The sequence below is a fragment of the Endozoicomonas sp. genome, assembly GCF_051008435.1.
Classification (GTDB): domain Bacteria; phylum Pseudomonadota; class Gammaproteobacteria; order Pseudomonadales; family Endozoicomonadaceae; genus Endozoicomonas_A.
Genome location: NZ_JBPCXO010000367.1, coordinates 1 through 18,866 on the forward strand (window position 1 = coordinate 1; position 18,866 = coordinate 18,866).

Here is an 18,866-nt window from a genome sequence, read left to right on the forward strand (position 1 = left end):
AGCATAAAGGCGGTAAAAGGCTGCCAATCTGTAAAAATGAGCAAATCACGTCGGAGATATGGATGTTTTTTGCTCATTTTGTGATTTTGGATATCTGAATAACCTATTCTCGGTCAGGCTCCTAGGAACTGCAACACCCATTCAAACCCGATCAGAAGACCTTTGGGATTTGGTGCGCGTTTTACATCAGGGGCAGGGGCGTTTTGTTTTGGGTAATGATTTTGCCCGCTGGCATAGCCCAAAAGAAGTATTACCGATTTTATCCGGTGAAGAGGAAGTGACCGATCCTCAATATGGATGGGAGCTATTACGTTCACCACTGCCGACAGTGGATTCCACCAATGAAGGTGGTGCCCGGCGTTTATACAGTGCTATCCGGCAAGATTTAGGCATCGCCAAGGAGAAGTGGCAAGCCGGTTCTTATACCGACTTGGGTATCGATGTACGGGAAGATTTGGAAATCGCATTGGAAAAAACCATTGCCGGTGCCAGCTTCTTTCAACGGGAAAACCCTTTCGTTCGTCATGTAGTGCTGCGTAAACGCACCACCTTGGAAGACGCCGGTTTACTGAAAAAAATTGGCGTTGATATTCACCCAAACCTGAACCTTATCCGGGAAGTGAATGACTTCCATACCTTATTTGAAGGGCAGGCGCTTCGCACCAGTGAGCATTTCCGGGAAGCCTACGCCGAAGCAAGGGTATTTGGGAAAGCGTTAAGTAAAGGCGGTAAGGGTGGCGGCTTTATGAAAAATCTGATGGAACAACGAATTTGTTCCAGCGTGATTGCAGGCATTAATACTGCGCAAAAATTGCTGGAAGGTCGCACCATTCATGAAGAGACAGACGATGAAGATTTTGATGTTGTCGTTCAGAACGATGCTGAACGGGCAGCACTGTCCACACTTCTGCACCGCCTGAAACAAGTCAAAGAAGATCCTAAGTTAAACGCTGTAATCCATTATCTGGAAACAGAAGGCTGGCTTGAACACGGCGTTATTATTTTCAGCCAGTATTACGATACGGCGCGCTGGGTAGCGGATTCGTTAGCCAAACGATACAAGCAGGAAGCTGTTGGGCTTTATGCTGGAGCAGGACGAAGCAAGTTATATCGCGAGGGTGAGGCAGTGGGCATTCAGCGGGAAACCCTCAAAGAAATGGTGGCAGATCGTGAACTCAGAATCATGGTGGCGACGGATGCCGCCTGTGAAGGTCTTAACCTGCAAACACTGGGTACACTGATCAATATTGACCTGCCCTGGAACCCCACCAAACTGGAACAACGAATTGGGCGTATCAAACGTTTCGGACAAGCTCGTGATCGTGTGGATATGTTGAACCTGGTCAATGAACAAACGGTGGATGAAAAAGTGTATAACCGCCTTTCAGAGCGAATGCGAGATCGCTTTGACCTGTTTGGCTCACTGCCAGATACCATCAAGGATGAATGGATTGAAGACATTGAAACACTGGGTGAAAAAATGGACGAATATATTCACGACCACAAGGAAGCCACCGGCTTCGACTTGAGATATAACGCATCGATGCAGCCATCGGATAATGAATGGCGGGATTGTTCTCAGGTGCTTTCGCAGCGGGACTTTGCCAGCCTGATGCGGGAAGGGTGGAGTGGCTGACCGTTGGTAGATAAGGAAGCTGCTTTCCATGCAATAAGGATGAATAAGACGAGAAAATGCGTCAGCCGAAAAATAGCAGAGCGAGAAGCTCGACACTTTATGAAATTAACGGGCTAACATTTCTTACTGTTGAGTAAAGTTCAGAAAGTTTGCTGTCCGGACATTCAATGCAGGAATACCATCATTCCTGTCAGCCAGTCGGCGGGTTATAATGCCCGGCTACGGAAAATGAGCTGTAACTGAAAACAGCAGAGGTATTTCATCAGGGGGCTTCCCGTTATGGGCATTCAGAGGGCCTGCTTTGGCAGGTGATATGAATGAGCATCCTGATTGCAGGTTGTGAACAAGGAGCACGCAGTGACTGAACAGGTAACAGAGTACATGCATGAACTGGGCAAAAAAGCCCGGGAAGCCAGTGCATGGGTGGCCAAAGCGGATACCGGTCTGAAAAACCAGGCTTTGCTGGCGATCGCCACTGAGCTGGAGGCAACTCGACCGGCATTGCGTGAAGCCAACGCTGTAGATCTGGAAAACGGTCGAGGTCGTGGACTGGATGCTGCTCTTTTGGATCGACTGGAGCTGACCGACGCCCGCATTGATACCATGATTGAGAATCTGAGTCAGGTGGCTTCACTGCCTGATCCAGTGGGCACGATTGATGATCTTAAATACGTTCCCAGTGGTATTCAGGTCGGCAAAATGCGAGTACCTCTGGGAGTGATTGGTATCATTTATGAATCTCGACCCAACGTCACGATCGAGGCTGCCAGTCTCTGTTTGAAATCAGGCAATGCCGTCATTCTCAGAGGGGGGAGTGAATCTATCGCTTCCAACCGGGCGATTGCTCAGTGCATTCAGAAGGGACTGAGTTCTGCTGGTCTGCCAGAAGCGGCGGTGCAGGTGGTTGAAACCACCGATCGTGAAGCCGTAGGGGCACTGATCAGTATGCCCGAATATGTTGATGTCATTGTTCCAAGAGGGGGTAAAGGCCTGATCGAGCGTATTAGCCGTGATGCCAGAGTCCCTGTGATCAAGCATCTGGATGGCATCTGTCATGTTTACATTGATGATCTGGCTGATCGAGAAAAGGCGGTGGCGATTGCCGTCAATGCCAAAACGCATCGCTATGGCGTTTGCAATGCCATGGAAACCCTGCTTGTAAACAGAGTCGTTGCGGCTGATATACTGCCAGAGCTGGCTCAGCGTTATGAAGAAATGGGTGTTGAACTCAGGGGCTGCCCTGAGGTCTGTGATATTGTTCCAAGTGCTTTGACGGCCACTGAAGAAGACTGGCAAACAGAATATCTGGCGCCGGTGTTGTCCATTAAAGTGGTTGGGGATATGAGTGAAGCGATTCAACATATCAATCGCTATGGCTCTCACCATACCGACTCGATTATTACTGAGAGCTACACCCGTGGCCGGGATTTTCTGAGAGAAGTCGATTCCAGCTCTGTAATAATCAATGCGTCTACCCGCTTTGCGGATGGTTTTGAATACGGTCTTGGTGCTGAGATTGGTATTTCTACGGACAAGATCCACGCCCGTGGTCCTGTGGGGCTCGAAGGGCTAACGTCCCAGAAATATGTAGTATTGGGCGATGGTCATATCCGGAAATAACGGATTGCCAATACCCCCAGTGACGGTCAATGATCGCATCCTATAATAGCTGGTTCTGTACATAAGTACTCAATCAGCAAGCAATTATGACAAAAGCCTGTACAATTCATGTTCAGGCTTTTGGTTTTTATCGAGAGTACGCCGATACGGTGTCTCCCTGTTCTCATTGGAGCAGAGGGACGCACGATTTTGGCTTAAGGCTGTGTGCCAATGCAGTCAGCCTCCCAAGGCTGAGCTGGCAGTAAAAAAGACAGGTATCTAAAGAGATATATGCAATCTGAACAACTGAAACAACTGGTTATTGACGCAATTGAAGAAATGAAAGGCAACGACATTAATTGCCTGGACGTTTCCGAACTGACCAGCGTAACCGACTACATGATTATCGCCAGCGGTACTTCCAACCGTCATGTGAAGTCTGTAGCGGACAATGTCATTGAAAAGTGCAAGAAGAGCGGTACACGTCCACTGGGTTCTGAAGGCCAGGATAAATCCGAATGGGTTCTGGTTGATTTAGGCGATGTGGTTGTACACGTTATGATGCCAGCTACCCGTGCGTTCTATGATCTTGAACGTCTCTGGGAGTCCAGCGAGGAACAGCAGGTTACCGAGCAGTCCTGATGCGTGTTCGTCTGATCTCTGTGGGTTCAAAAATGCCAGGCTGGGTGGATGAAGGCTATAAGGAATACAGCCGTCGTCTGGGCTCTGACCTGAAACTGGATCTGATTGAGATCCCGTTGAACCGGCGTAGCAAGGGGGCTGATGTCAGTCGCCTGCAAGAGAAAGAAGCCGTTCAAATGCTGGCTGCAGCAGGGCAGGGCGATCTGGTCGTGACTATGGAGATCAAGGGGAAGCCCTGGTCGACTGAGAAACTGGCAGACAATATGGGGGAGTGGATGCACTCTGGCCGCAATGTCAGTCTGATGGTAGGGGGCCCGGAAGGCCTTCATCCCAGTGTAATGGCTCAGGCTGATCTTCGATGGTCATTGTCGCCATTGACGTTACCCCATCCGCTGGTCAGGGTGGTTGTAGCTGAACAGGTCTATCGTGCCTGGAGTATTCTCAAGAATCACCCTTACCATAAATAGATGGTCGCTATGAACGACAGATAATGTCTGTTTTGAAAGACTTGAAAATGAGCTGTTCATGGCAGTAATGAAAAAATGTCTATGGGGTGAACAAGGGGAGTGCTTTTTACCTCAATAGCGTTACCCCTTAGTCATTAAAAATAGAAATTGTCCTGCTAGGAGCCCGACCGAGAATAGTGGTCGAGATTAAAATTGAGCAGAGCGAGGTCATTTTTCCGATGGATTTGTGCGAATAGTGGGTCTATTCAATTAAATTCATCGGAAAAATGAGCTGCTCTTTCTGGATTTTAGGCCGATCTGTCTATTCTCAGACAGGCTCCTGAGACTTCATTTTCACAACAAACGGCCCTGAGCGATTGAAATGATTTTTCGTAACTCTCGGGAATGAAAAGTCTTTCAGGCTAAAGAATTGAATAAGTGAAGAAAGCAATGCTTTCACGGTAAAACAGATGCCGGTGAATACCTTAAAGGACCACAAAGCAGAGCAACGGATTGTCAGTATTCGGACCTGGTTGGCACTGGTCTTCATGATCCTGCTGGTCATGGTGCTGGTTTCCAGGCTTTTCTATCTTCAGGTGGTCAAGCACGATGAATTGGCCACTCAGTCTGAAGAAAATCGTGTTCTTTTGCAGACAGTGCCTCCGGTGCGAGGGCTGATCTATGACCGCAATGGCAATCTACTGGCAACCAACCGTTCCAGTCAAACCCTGGCGATTGTGCGTGAGCGTGTAGAAGACCTTGATCAGCTGCTCGATGATGTTGCCCAGATCATTCCTATTTCCGAGAATGAGCGCAATCGTTTCCTCCAACAAATAAAACGACGCAGACCTTTTGAATCGGTCCCTCTGAAATTCCGCTTAAATGATGAGCAGATTGCTCTGATCGCCGTAAACCAGTTTCGTCTGCCAGGTGTAGAGATTAATGCTGAGTTGGTTCGTGAATACCCCGAAGGTAGCTCTTTTGCTCACAGTGTTGGCTATGTGGGACGCATTAATGACCGCGAATTGAAGGCGCTTGATCCAGCTCTGTACACGGGTACCTATACCATAGGAAAGATTGGTCTTGAGCGCTTTTATGAACCAATACTTTTGGGTAAACCCGGTTATCAGGAAGTCGAAGTCAACGCTCGTGGTCGTGTTACCAGGGTGTTGAACCGGGTGAATCCTTCGCCTGGCAAAGATCTTCAGCTTTACATCGATACGGATCTGCAAAATGCTGCTATCAAGGCCATGAAGGGAAGAAGAGGTTCCGTTGTGGCACTTGATCCTAAGACGGGCGGTGTCATGGCTATGGTCAGTAATCCGGCGTTTGATCCCAACCTGTTTGTGACGGGTATTGATTACGCCACGTTTAATGATCTCAATACGGATATTGAAAGGCCGCTCTATAATCGTGCGACATTGGGTGAGTATCCTCCGGCTTCCACAATCAAGCCGCTGGTGGCGTTGGGCCTGCTTTCCAATGATGTGGTACAAAGGGATGACAAGATCTACGACAAAGGCTGGTTCCAGCTGCCTGGCAGTGATCACCGATTCCGTAACTGGAACCGTCGGGGTGAGGGCTGGATTGATATGAAACAGGCTATCCTGCGCTCCAACGATACCTTTTTCTATAACATGGCCGGGAAGATAGGTATTGATCGTCTCCATGACTTCCTCAGTCAGTTCGGAATGGGCCGCAAGACGGGTATTGATATTCACGAAGAAAGAATTGGCCTGCTGCCTTCAAGGGAATGGAAACGTGGAGCCTATGGCCAGCCCTGGTATCCCGGCGAAACGGTTATTGCCATCATTGGTCAGGGATACATGCTGACGACTCCCATGCAGCTGGCAGAGTCGGTTACCTTGATTGCCAACCGAGGTAAGCATGTTCAGCCTCGTTTGGTTAAGGAAGATATTCCAGCGTTTCAGAGTCCTGAATGGGGTCATGATATTGAACTGGATGATCGGGACTGGGATTTTGTGATTGACGCTATGGACAAGGTTGTCAGTTACAGCCGGGGAACCGCCTATTGGCGAATTGGTCGTGGGTTGAAGTATCGAATGGCTGGCAAGACCGGTACTGCTCAGGTGGTCAGTATTCCCCAGGGTGAGGAGTATGATGCGGAGAAACTCAAGGAATTCCAGCGAGACCACAGCCTCTTTGTTGCTTTTGCCCCTATTGAAGATCCTCAGATAGCCATTGCCATAGTACTGGAGAACAACAATGGTGCTGCCAACATTGCCCGTGATGTGATGGATTATTATCTCCTGCCAAGGCTGGCTAAAGCAGAGCAGGAGAGAGCCCGTGCTGATAACAAGAGGACCGAGCAATGACCGGCCAGGATTTTGTTCGCCAGCTCAATGAAGGGCAGGGTTTCCACAAAGCTCCGGATTGGTCAGAGCGTCTGCATATCGACTTTATGCTGATTGGGTTTCTGGCTATGGTCTGTGGAGCGGGACTGTTTGTTCTCTACAGTGCCAGTGGACAGGATATGAGTATTGTCATTCGACAAGCGGTTTATATGCTCATTGGTTTTGCTGGCATGATCATCATTGCTCAGTTTTCTCCCCGACTTTTGATGCGGCTGTCGCCCTGGATTTACATTGGCGGTGTCATTCTGTTGATTGCTGTATTGGTTATGGGGATTCATTCCAAGGGTGCTCAACGTTGGATTCAATTGCCTTTTATTCGTTTTCAGCCTTCTGAAATTATCAAACTGATCATGCCGATTGTGGTAGCGACTTATCTTTCCAGACGGCAACTGCCGCCTTCTTTGAAGGATATTGTGGTCGTACTGATCATGATCGGTATCCCGGTGGTACTGATTGCCAAGCAGCCAGATCTGGGTACTTCTCTATTGATTGGTGCCTCAGGTATGTTTGTTTTGCTGCTGGCAGGGCTGAGAAAACGTTTAATTTTTTCTGCCGTTATGCTGGCTGTTCCTTCTATCTGGGGCTTCTGGCATTTTGTTATGCTCAATTATCAGAAGCAGCGGGTACTCACCTTTCTGAATCCTGAAAGTGATCCCTGGGGAGCAGGTTGGAATATTATTCAGTCGAAAATAGCCATAGGGTCTGGCGGGATTTATGGAAAAGGTTGGCTGTTGGGTACTCAGTCTCACCTGGACTTCCTGCCGGAAAGTCATACTGACTTTATCATTGCGGTACTGGCTGAAGAGTTTGGTTTGATGGGGTGTCTGGTTTTGCTGGCACTTTATTCTTTGATTATTGGCCGAGGCTTATTTATTACCCTCAAAGCCCAGACGCTGTTTGGCAGACTGCTGGCAGGTAGTATAACCCTGACGTTTTTTGTCTACATTTTTGTCAATATCGGTATGGTGAGTGGTCTGCTTCCTGTTGTAGGTGTTCCGTTGCCTCTGGTGAGTCGGGGAGGAACCTCGCTGGCTACCCTGATGGCTGGTTTTGGCATACTAATGTCGATTCATACCCACAAAACATTTCTGGGGCAAAGCCGATAAGCATCAATGAAACTTTCTTTTCAAGTCCGAAAAGGAAGCTTTTCAAGCGGTAGCTGTCATCGTGAAAGTGCGACTCTTGATCTCTTGCGCTATTTTTATGGTTGAGTCGATGATTTACGTTGTTTGGTGGGCCATCGATTGGCAGCTTGCTCATAGAATTTTGATAGTGCTCTTTAGGGTGTAAAAGGTCTGTGGCGGTGCTTGATTCTCTCCTGACAAACTTATTACACACACGTGCTAGTTGTCTCTTCAGGACTGCTGTAGAGTAAGCATTATCCCGTATGATTTTCAGGAAAACGGATATCCAGAGTAGTAACAGGGGGATGAATATGGCCTTACGGGCAAAACTATTATGTACGGTATTCAGCGGCTGTCTTCTGGCAGGGTCAGTCATGGCTGCTGATACGGAAAAAGCAGTAAGCAAGAAACCCGATTACGCCCTTCAACCTGAAGTGAAGGCGTTTATTGATGATCTGGTGAAGAGCGAAAAATTCTCTCGTCAGGAACTGCAGGACATTCTGGGTAAGGCTCACAAGTCGGACCGCGTGCTTGAGTTAATCAGCAGGCCCGCCGAGAAGCGCCTGGAATGGAAAGATTATCGCAGGATTTTCATGACTCAGGAGCGAGTTGATCGTGGTGTTACCTTCTGGGAAGCTCACGAGAAAACTCTCACGCGAGTTGAAAAACAGTACGGTGTGCCTGCTCATGTGATTGTCGCCATTATTGGTGTCGAAACCTACTATGGGCGGCAGACAGGTGGGTTCAAGGTTCTGGATGCTCTTTCTACCTTGAGTTTTGATTATCCACCCCGCAGCAAGTTTTTCACGAAACAGCTGAAAGAGTTCCTGATTCTGACTCGTGAGCAGAAACTGGATGCTTCCGATCTAACCGGCTCCTATGCCGGAGCGATGGGAATCCCCCAGTTTATGCCCTCCAGCTATCGGGCTTATGCGGTGGATTATACCGGTGATGGTCAGTCCAATATCTGGAAACAGGAAGAAGACGCTATTGCCAGTGTTGCAAACTATCTTCGCGAAAATGGCTGGAAAGCGGGTAAGCCCATTGTCAGCAAGGCAAAGGTGACCGGAACCAAGTATGAGAAAGTTGTGTCTGATTCAGTCAGGCCCAAGAAAACTCTGAAACAGCTGGAAGGTTCTGGTTGGCGTCCGGTGGCAGTGTTGCCCGAAGCGTCCAAGGTCGCAGCCATTAAGCTGGAAGGGGATAAAGGACCTGAGTACTGGTTGGGAATGCATAATTTCTATGTCATTACGACTTATAACCGCAGCAAGCTTTATGCAATGGCCGTTTATCAGCTGGCAAGAGATGTAAAATCCAGCTATAAAACATCTGTGCCAAAGCCTCAGAAGACCGTGGCTGAAAAACAGTCCCAATAATCTGGGTTTCAGACCGAAATTGCCTTAAATCCGAAAGGCTCCTAGAGTACCGTTTTTATGCGTTGAGCGTAAAAACGGTTTTCTTTTTTATATTACAGGCAATTGTTCAGGTGGGATTCTTCGCCATTGACTGAATAATTTTAAAGCGTCATATCGTATGAAATTGATAATCAGAACAAGATCCATAGCAGGAAGCATTCTGGGCCTGATCATTCTCCTGTTGAGTGGTTGTGTTACCGTTCAGGATGGAGCGCCCAAAGAGAAAAGAGATGTCAGCCAGATCCCTGATGCCATTCCGGTGACTCATGATGGCAAGTTCAAGGACTCTCCTTACGAACTCAATGGGGTAGCCTACACACCGATGAAGAGTGCTAAAGGTTACCAGGAAGAGGGCGTAGCCTCATGGTATGGCACCAAGTTTCATGGCAAACAGACGGCTAATGGCGAGGTTTATGACCTCTACGGTATGACAGCCGCTCACAAGACTTTACCGCTGCCATCTTACGTTAAGGTAACTAACAGCCGAAATGGCAAATCTGTGGTACTTCGGGTCAATGATCGAGGGCCGTTTCATAGTGACCGGGTCATTGATCTTTCTTATGCAGCAGCGGTCAAACTGGGGTTTGCCAACGTTGGAGTGACCGATGTGCTGGTTGAGGGTATTGATGTTAAGTCTTTTGCTGCAGCCAAGAGTCCTGAAAGTACTGATCCTGATGAGGCTGATAACCAGCAACTGTTTATTCAGCTGGCTGCACTTAAAAACTACCATAACGCCCAAGTGTTACGTCGGCAGATAGCTGAAACGATTGGTAGTAATATCAAGGTCGTGAAGGGAGAAGACGTACCTGAGCCTTTTTACCGGGTCAGAATTGGACCTGTACAAACGCCTGAGCACCTGGAAGAGTTATTGGATAAGCTGGATGAAGGCAAGTTTGACGTACCTTTTCTGGTTTACGAAGATGCTATCACGGAGTAATCTGAACAAGATTAATAGCTAGGAGCCTGTCGGACTTAAGACTATTTCGGCCTGAATTCCAGAAAGAACGGCCCAAATATTCGATGAATTCGATTAAATAGGTCAACTATTCTCACGAATCCATCGACTCGTTCTACTGAAATTTATGCTCGAAAGCATAAGTCAGACAGGCTCCTAGGAGCGTGGGCGAGAATAGACAGGTCGGCCTGAAATCCAGAAAGAACGGCCCATTTTTTCGATAAATTTGATTGAGTAGGCCCACTATTCGCACAAAATTATCGGAAAAATGGCCTCGTTCTACTGAATTTTAATCTCGACCGCTATTCCCGCCCACGCTCCTGGTCGGGTTGAAGTGGTTGCAGGTTTCCGGGCTGGCTTGAAATGATCATTCTGTGAACATATTACATTCTATTTTCACTGCGTCCCCTTAAACTCATCGGTCGGTAACATTATAATGACCGGCAACAGAGAATTTCAGAGCTAATTTTTAAATGACCAAACGATTGAGTCCTGTCCGTGCCAGCCATGAGCGATTGAAAAAGCTCGCTGGATGGGCGTCCATGCTGTTTATTCTGACGACCGGAACGGTTCAGGCAAAGACAGGTGCCCTGATTCCTGCTGCTCCCAAGATTGCTGCCAAAAGTTTTATCCTGATGGATGCTGACAGTGAAGAGATACTGGCTTCCGAAAACCCGGATGAAACCCAGCATCCTGCCAGCCTGACCAAAATGATGACGGCCTATATTGGCGAGGTGGAGCTGGCTGCAGATAATATTCAGCGCGAAGATGAAGTGCTGATCAGTGAAAAAGCCTGGAAGATGACCGGTTCCACCATGTTTGTGGAAGTGGGCGAGAGAGTTCCGGTACAGGAACTGTTGAAGGGAATTATTATTATTTCCGGCAACGACGCCAGTGTTGCACTGTCTGAGCATATTGCTGGCAGCGAAGATGCCTTTGCGCAGCTGATGAACAACACCGCGAAAAGAATCGGGATGATTAATTCCCATTTCATGAATGCTTCTGGTTGGCCTGCGACTGACCACTATTCCACCGCCAGAGATCTTGCGATACTGTCTCGTCATATTGTTAAAGACTACCCGGAATACTACGAGCTGTACGCTCAGAAGTATTATCAATACGGCATTGACAAGAAGACGGGTAAGCCACTGCGTCGTCAGGCTAACCGTAACCGTCTTCTCTGGACTAACCCTTATGTAGATGGTCTGAAAACCGGTCATATTGAAGCCAGCGGTTTTGGTCTGGCGGCAACAGCCAAGCGTGACGGACGTCGTCTGATTACTGTGATTCTGGGTGCCAAGAGTGAAAAGCAGCGTGCTGAAGAGGCACAGAAACTGCTGACCTACGGCTTCCGTTTCTTTGAAAACGTCGATGTCAAAAAAGGTGGTGTAACACTAGAGACTGTGCCGGTCTGGAAAGGCAGACAGGATAAAGTGAATGTTACCATCGACAAGGATCTGATTGTCACAGTTCCACGGGGTACCGGTAAAGACCTGAAGGCGACTCTGGATATTAATCCAATGATTGAAGCGCCTATTGAAGCAGGGCAGCAGCTGGGTACTCTGAAAGTGACCATCAACGACGAAATCATCAAAGAAGTGCCTCTGAGAGCTGAAGCTGCGGTAGAACGCGGTGGCTTCTTCAAGCGTCTGTGGGATAGTGTCAGGCTCTTCTTTAAAGGATTGTTCTGATAAGCTGGTGAATGTGCCTGTCGGGCACCTTCCCGGTCAGCGAAACAAAAATACCTTCAGGCTCTGGCGGGTCTGAAGGTATTTCATTTATTGTCAGTGGATAAGAATGACTGATCAAGAAGTACCCAAGATTGAGTTTCCCTGCGATTACGAGATTCGTATCGTAGGTAATGCTGCTCCGGATTTTCAGGAAGCTGTCTGCACAATCGTTAAACAGCATGATCCGGATTATGATGGCAACTTCCGACTGAAAGAGAGCCGTACTGGCAAATACACGTCTGTTATGGTGACTATTCGAGCTACCGGAGAGCCTCAGCTAAAAGCTATCTTTGAAGATCTGAAAGCGACTGGCCGAGTTCAGATGGTACTTTAATGAAACTCAACATCCGCTATCTGGGCAGGCAGCCCTATGAGCCCGTTTTTGAGGCTATGAAAAGATTCTCCGCGCAGAGAGATGAGCAGACCGTTGATGAACTCTGGTTTGTAGAGCATGACCCTGTTTTTACTCTGGGTCAGGCGGGTAAGCCGGAGCATGTTCTGGCCCCGGGTGACATACCGGTGGTCAAGGTGGACCGTGGAGGCCAGGTGACCTATCACGGACCGGGGCAGCTGGTGATCTATCTGTTGCTGGATGTACGTCGTTCAGGTAGTGGGCCCAGGAAAGTGGTCTCGGCAATTGAGAGCTCCATCATTAAAGTACTCTCAAGTTATGGTGTAGAATCCTACGCCAGGCCTGATGCTCCCGGTGTTTATATCGACGGAGCCAAGATTGCAGCCCTGGGGCTGAGATTCAGGCAGATGAAAAGTTACCATGGGCTGAGTTTCAATCTGAATATGGATCTGGAACCGTTTGCCCGTATTAACCCCTGCGGCTACGAAGGCCTGCAGGTGACCCAGCTCAGGGACTTTCACGACCCTGTAGAGTGGGATGAAGTGAGCAATCGCTTACTTGAGTGCCTTATGGAGGAACTTGGGTATAATGAGGCTCAAACGGTAAAGGAAGAAACGGAGTTTTATCTGGCTCAAGAGGCCTGATAAACCTGTCTTCATATCTAAATACAAGGTAGTGAACGAACCCATTCACAAACCGGTAAAACTGATCAACATGGCTGTGACTCTATGACCGATAGCAACCTGATTCCAACAGTTCAGATTCCGGCTGTTACTATTCAAAGCGGCGAAAAATTCGTCAATGAAAAAGGAATTACCGCCATCAAGAATGGCATCAAGGCCAGTAACCATTCCGATGAATCGGTTCAGCCTTTTATGCGTAAGCCTGAATGGTTGAGAATCAAACCCAAGTACGGCATCAAGTTCAAAGAGGTCAAGGGTACCGTACACGAGCACAAACTGAGCACCGTTTGTGAAGAGGCGATGTGCCCGAACATTAATGAGTGCTGGAGCTCGGGTACTGCTACGATCATGCTCATGGGGGATGTCTGTACCCGTGCCTGTCGTTTCTGTGCTGTGAATACCGGAAACCCTAAAGGCTGGCTCGACAAGGATGAGCCGGACCATACCGCCAACAGTGTAAAGCTGATGAACCTGAAATATCTGGTTCTGACTTCCGTGAATCGCGATGATCTGGAAGACGGTGGTGCGGGTCATTATGCAGCAGTGGTACAACGTGTGAAGGAAGTGAATCCTGAAACCGACGTTGAAGCCCTGACACCGGATTTTCTGGGTGTGCTCGCAGATGTTGAAACAGTCGTCGACAGTGGTATTGTCGTTTTTGCTCAGAACGTTGAAACCGTTAAGCGTCTGACCCACCCGGTTCGTGATCCCCGTGCCAGCTACGAACAGACTCTGGATGTTCTGGCTCACTCCAAAAAGTATCGCCCGGATGTACTCACCAAAACCAGCCTGATGCTGGGCCTGGGTGAAACTGAAGAAGAGATTATCGAAACCATGGATGATCTCAGGGCTATTAATTGCGATATTCTGACCCTTGGTCAGTACCTGCAACCGACCAAAAACCATTTGCCTATTGATCGTTACATCACGCCTGAAGAGTTTGAAAAGTATCGTCAGTGGGGTCTGGACAGAGGCTTCGTAGAAGTCGTAGCGGGTGCTCTGGTTCGCTCCAGCTACCGTGCCGAGCAGGTGTTGCAGAAGAATAATGTGGGTCTGGGCTAATAAGCCACGTTATTCGTGAAAGAGAGTCTTATAGAGATGCTGAGCTGGTGTGCATTTGTAGAGGTTGTTAGTCAGATCTAAAAAGTGCCAGTCAAGGCTTGGGGGGAGGTGTTTGATTCAAACACCTCCGACTAGAAAATCTAAGGACTCTATGATTTCTTGCCGCATGTACCCAAGATTCCCTACTTTGTTCTTTAATAGTTTTCTGGGTACAGAAGCCATTTGAGGCGTCATTACCAGTAGGCGAGTACCCAATAATTCGACTGTAAGCATTAAGACTTTCATGGCCTTTTTGTCAAAGTGATTCCGGTCTATTAAGGGTATGACAACTGAGGATCCCAAATCATCCAGGAAGTCCGCTTGGATATTTAACAAATAGGGATATGTGTCACTGGTCTGTTTATTGGTGTTCTCATAGACATCAAACTGAGCCATCAGAATGTCCTTACATCATCACTAAAGCAGCCATTTTCTTCTACGAAATCGTTATAACCCTCTATGGCACCTCTATTCTGCTCCTTCCATTCTTTTTGCTTATGTTCTTTTAGCTTCACTGCTAAAGCCTCTTCCAGAGTAGCAGAAAGGTTAAGGTTTAGATCTTCTATTTTATCAAGTAAGTCACTGTTTATGCTGAGGTTTTTTGGCTTCTTTGCTGCACCGGCATCGTATAAAATCCTCATTTTTTTGCTCCTTTCTGCACTAGGTCATACGCATAAGTATACGCATATGATCTTGAGTTGACCAAAGAGAGAGTTAAAAGGTTTACTTGCTTTCCTTCATCTGGAGAAATGCATAATCAGTGTGTTTCTTACTTGAGCATATGAGGCAGTGAAAAAGGCCGCTGTTTTCAGCGGCCTTTTTTGTATCGGATGTTTTTGTTGATTTTACGAGACCATTTAAAAGGTCTATTATTTGGTCTTGTGGTAAAGGAGAAATATAAAAGGAGAGAACTTTATGGCTTCCCACATTCTTACCGACAGGGCTGCCAGTATTTCTGAGCTGAAGGCTAATCCCATGAAGGTAGTAGCAAGCGGTGACGGTCTTCCTGTTGCTGTTCTTAATCGGAATGAACCAGCATTTTACTGTGTTCCAGCCAAGGCCTATGAAGCCATGATGGAGCTTATTGAGGATATGGAATTGCTGGATCTTGTGAAGGAAAGAGAGGCTGAAGAATCCGTGAAGGTTTCTCTTGATGACCTATGAACTAGCGTTCAAGAAATCAGCGTTGAAGGAGTGGCACAAGCTCAATCCTGCAGTGAAAGGTCAGTTCAAGAAAATCCTGGAGCGGAGGCTGCAAAAACCTCATGTTTCTTCAGCAAAAGTTTCAGGCGCTCCAAATCTCTACAAAATCAAATTGAGGCAGCTTGGCTACAGATTGGTCTACTCCGTTTCTGAAAAAACGATAACCGTGACAGTTATTGCTGTTGGTAAACGAAACAAAAACGAAGTTTATCAGGTTGCATTATCTCGACTTTAGAAATAGCAAAGAGTTCTTTTATCGTACAGCGGTGTCTTGCCCTGAGAGGCGCAAATAAATAGAAGCTATTGTTCAGTTTCCAGCAAGGCCGCTGTTTTCAGCGGCCTTTTTGTATCAGTTGCTTAAACTCAAAGTGGGTTCTTCAGTTTGCCTTCTCTGTAACCAGCATTTGAGATCATGACCAACGCCTATCAGGCAAGGGATGATAGCCAGTGTGATAAATGTGGCGAACAGAATGCCAAAGCCCAGAGAGATAGCCATGGGAATGATCATCTGGGCTTCTCGCGAGGTTTCAAAAATCATCGGGGCCAACCCGCCAAAAGTGGTCAGCGTTGTCAGAATAATGGGGCGGAACCTTCGGGTTGCGGCCTGAATAATCGCTTCTCTCCAGTCTTTTCCATCCTTTCTGTGTTTATTGTAAGTAGTCAGTAGCATAAGGCTGTCGTTCACAACGACACCGCAGAGGGCAATAACACCCAGGAAACTGATCATGCTCAGGGTGTATCCCAGCATCATATGGCCCAGAAATGCGCCTACCAATCCAAAAGGTATTGCGGCCATGACCAGCAATGGCTGAGTAAAACTTTGAAAGGGTATAGCCAGCAGCGCATAGATCAAGAGCATAGCCAGCAGGCTGGATTTCAGCAGGGCACTCATACTTTCTGCTGCCATCACGCCGTGTCACGGTTGACGGAGCAATGCTGTTGCCGATTGAAGCGACTCTGGTCAGTGGGACATAGCTACCCTCTTCGGTACGGATCATCATATTGAAAAGGTCCGCTTCGCTCTGCCTCAGTTCTTCACTCAGCAGCACTTTCACCGAAACTTCATTTCTACCTTCCTGCTGCGTAATGGCAGTCACACCAAACAAGGCGCTGCGAAGCTGCCGTGAAATGTCATCAGCGGTTAACCCCAGTGCCATGCCCTCATCGCTGATACGGATATCAAGCTGAGGGTTGCCACTGGAGAAACTGCTGGAAATGTCAGTAATTCCTGAATATTCGCCCAGTTCTTGAGAGAGTGATTCACTGGCCTGGCGCAAGACATCGGTGTCGGTATGGCTCAACTCTACAGTCAGTGCCGGATCACCTCCGGGGCCATGGCCTGAGGTGTTGTAGCTGATGCTGAGTAACCCGGTCAGTTCGCCATTCGCTTCTCGCCATAGGTTTGCAACTTCACTGGTATCAATGGGGCGTACGTCAGGGGCTGTCAGATTCAGAGAGACTTCGATTACGTCGTTTTCAATAATGGAAGCAAAGCCACTGACCAGTTGATCACCGCCATTTTCATCGGCTACTTTCTGGGCACCCGTTTCAATCTTCTCCAGCGTATCCCTGATTTTACTGTCGGGACTGCCATAGGGAAGCGTCGCTGTTACCCTGACAAAGTTTGCGTCGGTTCTGGGCATCAGATAAAAACCCAGTCTACCGCTGGCCTGCCAGGCTCCAACCAGAACGACGATAGCCAAAGCAATGGATAGCGACAAGTATTTGCGATCCAGAATTCTGTTCAGTGTCGGCTTATAGCGTGTGTGTATAACAGACTGAAGACGCTTATCGACGCTTTGTTGCACTCTGTCCATCCATTGACCGGCTTTCCCCTTCGGCTTGTCTTTGGCCTGACCAAGGTGAGCCGGAAGAATAAACAGGGCTTCAATCCAGGAGATGGCAAATACGCTGATGACAACCAGAGGTGTCGCCTGCTGAAGTTTTCCAAGCATTCCTGGCAATGTCAGGATTGGGAGAAAGGCCACCATGTTGGTCAGAATGCTGAATGTTAATGGTACGGCAACATCTTTTGCGCCAAGAATGGCTGCTTTGGAAAAGCTCATGCCTTCCTGACGACGGTGATAGATATTTTCACCGGCAATAATGGCATCATCCACCACAATTCCCAGGGCTATGATAAAGGCAAACATGGAAATGATGTTGATGGATACATCCATTCCTGGCAGCAGCAACATAGCACCGAGGAACGATGTGGGAATCCCCATGGTGACCCAGAAGGCCAGACGGTATTCCAGGAAGATACTCAGCAGAATAAGCACCAGAAGAAGACCCAGGAAGGCGTTTTTCAAGAGCAGGTTCATCTGGTTTTTGAAATTCACCGAATCATCATCAGTGATATCGATGCTCACACCCGGAGGCAGATCAGCTTCTATCTCAGGTAAAATATCTCGTACCGTATCCGATACGCCGATGGGCGTTTGATCGCCTATACGGTAAACAGTCAGGCCTGCAGCCAGATGACCGTTGTAACGGGCTTCCATACCATCGTCGTCCAAATCATTAGTGAGACTGGCAATGTCACCCAGTTGCAGCGTGCTGCCGCTGGCCAGTGTTTTGACTGGAATATCACGGAAGGCATCAGCCTGTTCTCTACGCTCCTGAATACGCACACTGATGTCACCACCTGTGGTGGTAATTTCACCGGAAGTCTGATCGAAAGCATGTTGACTGATGGTTTCCGACACTTCTTCCAGTGTCAGTCCATAGCGTTGCAGCTGGTCCTGATCAATGCTGACTTGAACTTCGTGATCGGGTTCAAGATCCAGTTCAATTTGGGTGAGGCCGGGATTCAGCAGTAAGCTGTCACGAACGTTTTCTGCTACGGTTCGCAAGGTCTGCTTATCAATATCGCCGTAGATCATCATCTCCATGACATCTCTTTTACGGCTTTCCAGTGAAATCTGGGGTTTCTCTGACTCGGCTGGGAGAGTGGTGAGTCGATTCACCGCCTGGTCAATTTCCTGAAGCAGTTGGTTAGCATCGAATCCTTCAATAACATTGACTCTTACGGTTGCCTGGCCTGATGTCGAAGTGGAGTTAATCTCATCAATGCCTTCAATACCCCGGATAGCGTTTTCAATGGGCATGACGATACCCAAATCAATCTCTTCGGGGGTGGCTCCCGAGTAACTGACAATTACTTCCACCCGGTCAACATTGAATTCGGGCATAATTTCCTTTTTGATGCCCCAGGTGACAAACAGGCCACCAATAATCAGAAATAGCATCAACAGGTTCGGGGTGACCTTGTCACGGGCCATCCGGGCAATTGCGCCTTTTTTCTCGATCTCACTCATGGCTGTTTACCTGCTACCAAAGACTTTTCTGTTGTTCGCAGAGGTAAGCCGTTAACGGGGGTGGTGAGTGAGGAGCTGATTAGCTGATCGCCATTTTCAAGACCTGACAGCAGGATGGCTTTATCAGAGTCACGGTATGCAGGTGACAGAGTGCGGATCTCTAGGAGCCTGACCGAGAATAGGTTTATCTGTTATGATAAGCCTTAAATCAACCCTAATAATGCCAGATGTCACCACCACCAAAATTCAAGGATAGCCCTGTTGAGTTTGATCAGCACCTGCTGT

The 18,866-nt window shown here is 48.0% G+C and carries 16 protein-coding genes and 1 pseudogene; 14 read left to right on the plus strand and 3 right to left on the minus strand.

Annotation, left to right across the window (positions count from 1 at the left end; genetic code table 11):
- Window positions 1–172: 172 nt before the first annotated feature.
- From ACR2PX_RS18350 to lipA, 12 genes are all read left to right on the plus strand, one after another.
- Window positions 173–1,636, plus strand: a complete 1,464-nt coding sequence (locus tag ACR2PX_RS18350; RefSeq protein ID WP_434000810.1) for a C-terminal helicase domain-containing protein — start codon at window positions 173–175, stop codon at window positions 1,634–1,636.
- 357 nt (window positions 1,637–1,993) lie between these two features.
- Window positions 1,994–3,256: a glutamate-5-semialdehyde dehydrogenase gene (locus tag ACR2PX_RS18355; protein WP_434000811.1), complete on the plus strand. Its 1,263-nt coding sequence runs from the start codon at window positions 1,994–1,996 to the stop codon at window positions 3,254–3,256.
- A 270-nt stretch (window positions 3,257–3,526) separates the two neighbouring features.
- The gene (rsfS, locus tag ACR2PX_RS18360; RefSeq protein ID WP_434000812.1) at window positions 3,527–3,877 is read left to right on the plus strand and encodes a ribosome silencing factor; all 351 of its coding nucleotides are present in this window, start codon (window positions 3,527–3,529) and stop codon (window positions 3,875–3,877) included.
- Window positions 3,877–4,344, plus strand: a complete 468-nt coding sequence (rlmH, locus tag ACR2PX_RS18365) for a 23S rRNA (pseudouridine(1915)-N(3))-methyltransferase RlmH (RefSeq protein ID WP_434000813.1) — start codon at window positions 3,877–3,879, stop codon at window positions 4,342–4,344. Before rsfS ends, rlmH begins: the two co-directional genes overlap by 1 nt.
- Window positions 4,345–4,793: 449 nt before the next feature.
- Complete coding sequence (gene mrdA, locus ACR2PX_RS18370; RefSeq protein WP_434000814.1) at window positions 4,794–6,659, plus strand: penicillin-binding protein 2; 1,866 nt, start codon at window positions 4,794–4,796, stop codon at window positions 6,657–6,659.
- Window positions 6,656–7,804: a rod shape-determining protein RodA gene (gene rodA, locus ACR2PX_RS18375; protein WP_434000815.1), complete on the plus strand. Its 1,149-nt coding sequence runs from the start codon at window positions 6,656–6,658 to the stop codon at window positions 7,802–7,804. The genes mrdA and rodA overlap by 4 nt, the downstream gene beginning before the upstream one ends.
- 392 nt (window positions 7,805–8,196) lie before the next feature.
- The gene (gene mltB / locus ACR2PX_RS18380; RefSeq protein ID WP_434000816.1) at window positions 8,197–9,198 is read left to right on the plus strand and encodes a lytic murein transglycosylase B; all 1,002 of its coding nucleotides are present in this window, start codon (window positions 8,197–8,199) and stop codon (window positions 9,196–9,198) included.
- A gap of 157 nt (window positions 9,199–9,355) precedes the next feature.
- Window positions 9,356–10,174 (plus strand): septal ring lytic transglycosylase RlpA family protein, encoded by an 819-nt coding sequence (locus ACR2PX_RS18385; protein ID WP_434000817.1) that lies wholly within the window; start codon window positions 9,356–9,358, stop codon window positions 10,172–10,174.
- A 491-nt stretch (window positions 10,175–10,665) separates the two neighbouring features.
- Window positions 10,666–11,883: a D-alanyl-D-alanine carboxypeptidase family protein gene (locus ACR2PX_RS18390; protein ID WP_434000818.1), complete on the plus strand. Its 1,218-nt coding sequence runs from the start codon at window positions 10,666–10,668 to the stop codon at window positions 11,881–11,883.
- 106 nt (window positions 11,884–11,989) lie between these two features.
- Window positions 11,990–12,256 carry an HP0495 family protein gene (locus ACR2PX_RS18395; RefSeq protein WP_434000819.1) on the plus strand — a complete coding sequence of 89 codons (267 nt, stop codon included), beginning with the start codon at window positions 11,990–11,992 and terminating at the stop codon, window positions 12,254–12,256.
- A complete protein-coding gene (lipB, locus tag ACR2PX_RS18400; RefSeq protein WP_434000820.1) occupies window positions 12,256–12,918 on the plus strand; it encodes a lipoyl(octanoyl) transferase LipB in 663 nt (220 codons plus the stop codon). Before ACR2PX_RS18395 ends, lipB begins: the two co-directional genes overlap by 1 nt.
- Window positions 12,919–13,002: 84 nt before the next feature.
- Complete coding sequence (gene lipA / locus ACR2PX_RS18405; RefSeq protein WP_434000821.1) at window positions 13,003–14,019, plus strand: lipoyl synthase; 1,017 nt, start codon at window positions 13,003–13,005, stop codon at window positions 14,017–14,019.
- 117 nt (window positions 14,020–14,136) lie between these two features.
- Here the strand turns inward: lipA and ACR2PX_RS18410 are convergent, their stop codons facing one another.
- Both ACR2PX_RS18410 and ACR2PX_RS18415 read right to left on the minus strand, forming a co-directional pair.
- Window positions 14,137–14,454, minus strand: coding sequence for a CcdB family protein (locus ACR2PX_RS18410; protein ID WP_434000822.1), 318 nt, complete (start codon window positions 14,452–14,454; stop codon window positions 14,137–14,139).
- The gene (locus tag ACR2PX_RS18415) at window positions 14,454–14,699 is read right to left on the minus strand and encodes a type II toxin-antitoxin system CcdA family antitoxin (RefSeq protein WP_434000823.1); all 246 of its coding nucleotides are present in this window, start codon (window positions 14,697–14,699) and stop codon (window positions 14,454–14,456) included. Before ACR2PX_RS18415 ends, ACR2PX_RS18410 begins: the two co-directional genes overlap by 1 nt.
- A 274-nt stretch (window positions 14,700–14,973) precedes the next feature.
- On the opposite strand from ACR2PX_RS18415, the gene ACR2PX_RS18420 reads away from it, so the two are divergent.
- Together ACR2PX_RS18420 and ACR2PX_RS18425 are read left to right on the plus strand one after the other, a co-directional pair.
- Window positions 14,974–15,222: a type II toxin-antitoxin system Phd/YefM family antitoxin gene (locus ACR2PX_RS18420; protein WP_434000824.1), complete on the plus strand. Its 249-nt coding sequence runs from the start codon at window positions 14,974–14,976 to the stop codon at window positions 15,220–15,222.
- Window positions 15,212–15,496: a type II toxin-antitoxin system RelE family toxin gene (locus tag ACR2PX_RS18425; RefSeq protein WP_434000825.1), complete on the plus strand. Its 285-nt coding sequence runs from the start codon at window positions 15,212–15,214 to the stop codon at window positions 15,494–15,496. The genes ACR2PX_RS18420 and ACR2PX_RS18425 overlap by 11 nt, the downstream gene beginning before the upstream one ends.
- 114 nt (window positions 15,497–15,610) lie before the next feature.
- On the opposite strand, the pseudogene ACR2PX_RS18430 reads toward ACR2PX_RS18425, so the two are convergent.
- Window positions 15,611–18,581: pseudogene (locus ACR2PX_RS18430) on the minus strand (efflux RND transporter permease subunit).
- Between the last annotated feature and the right edge of the window lie 285 nt (window positions 18,582–18,866).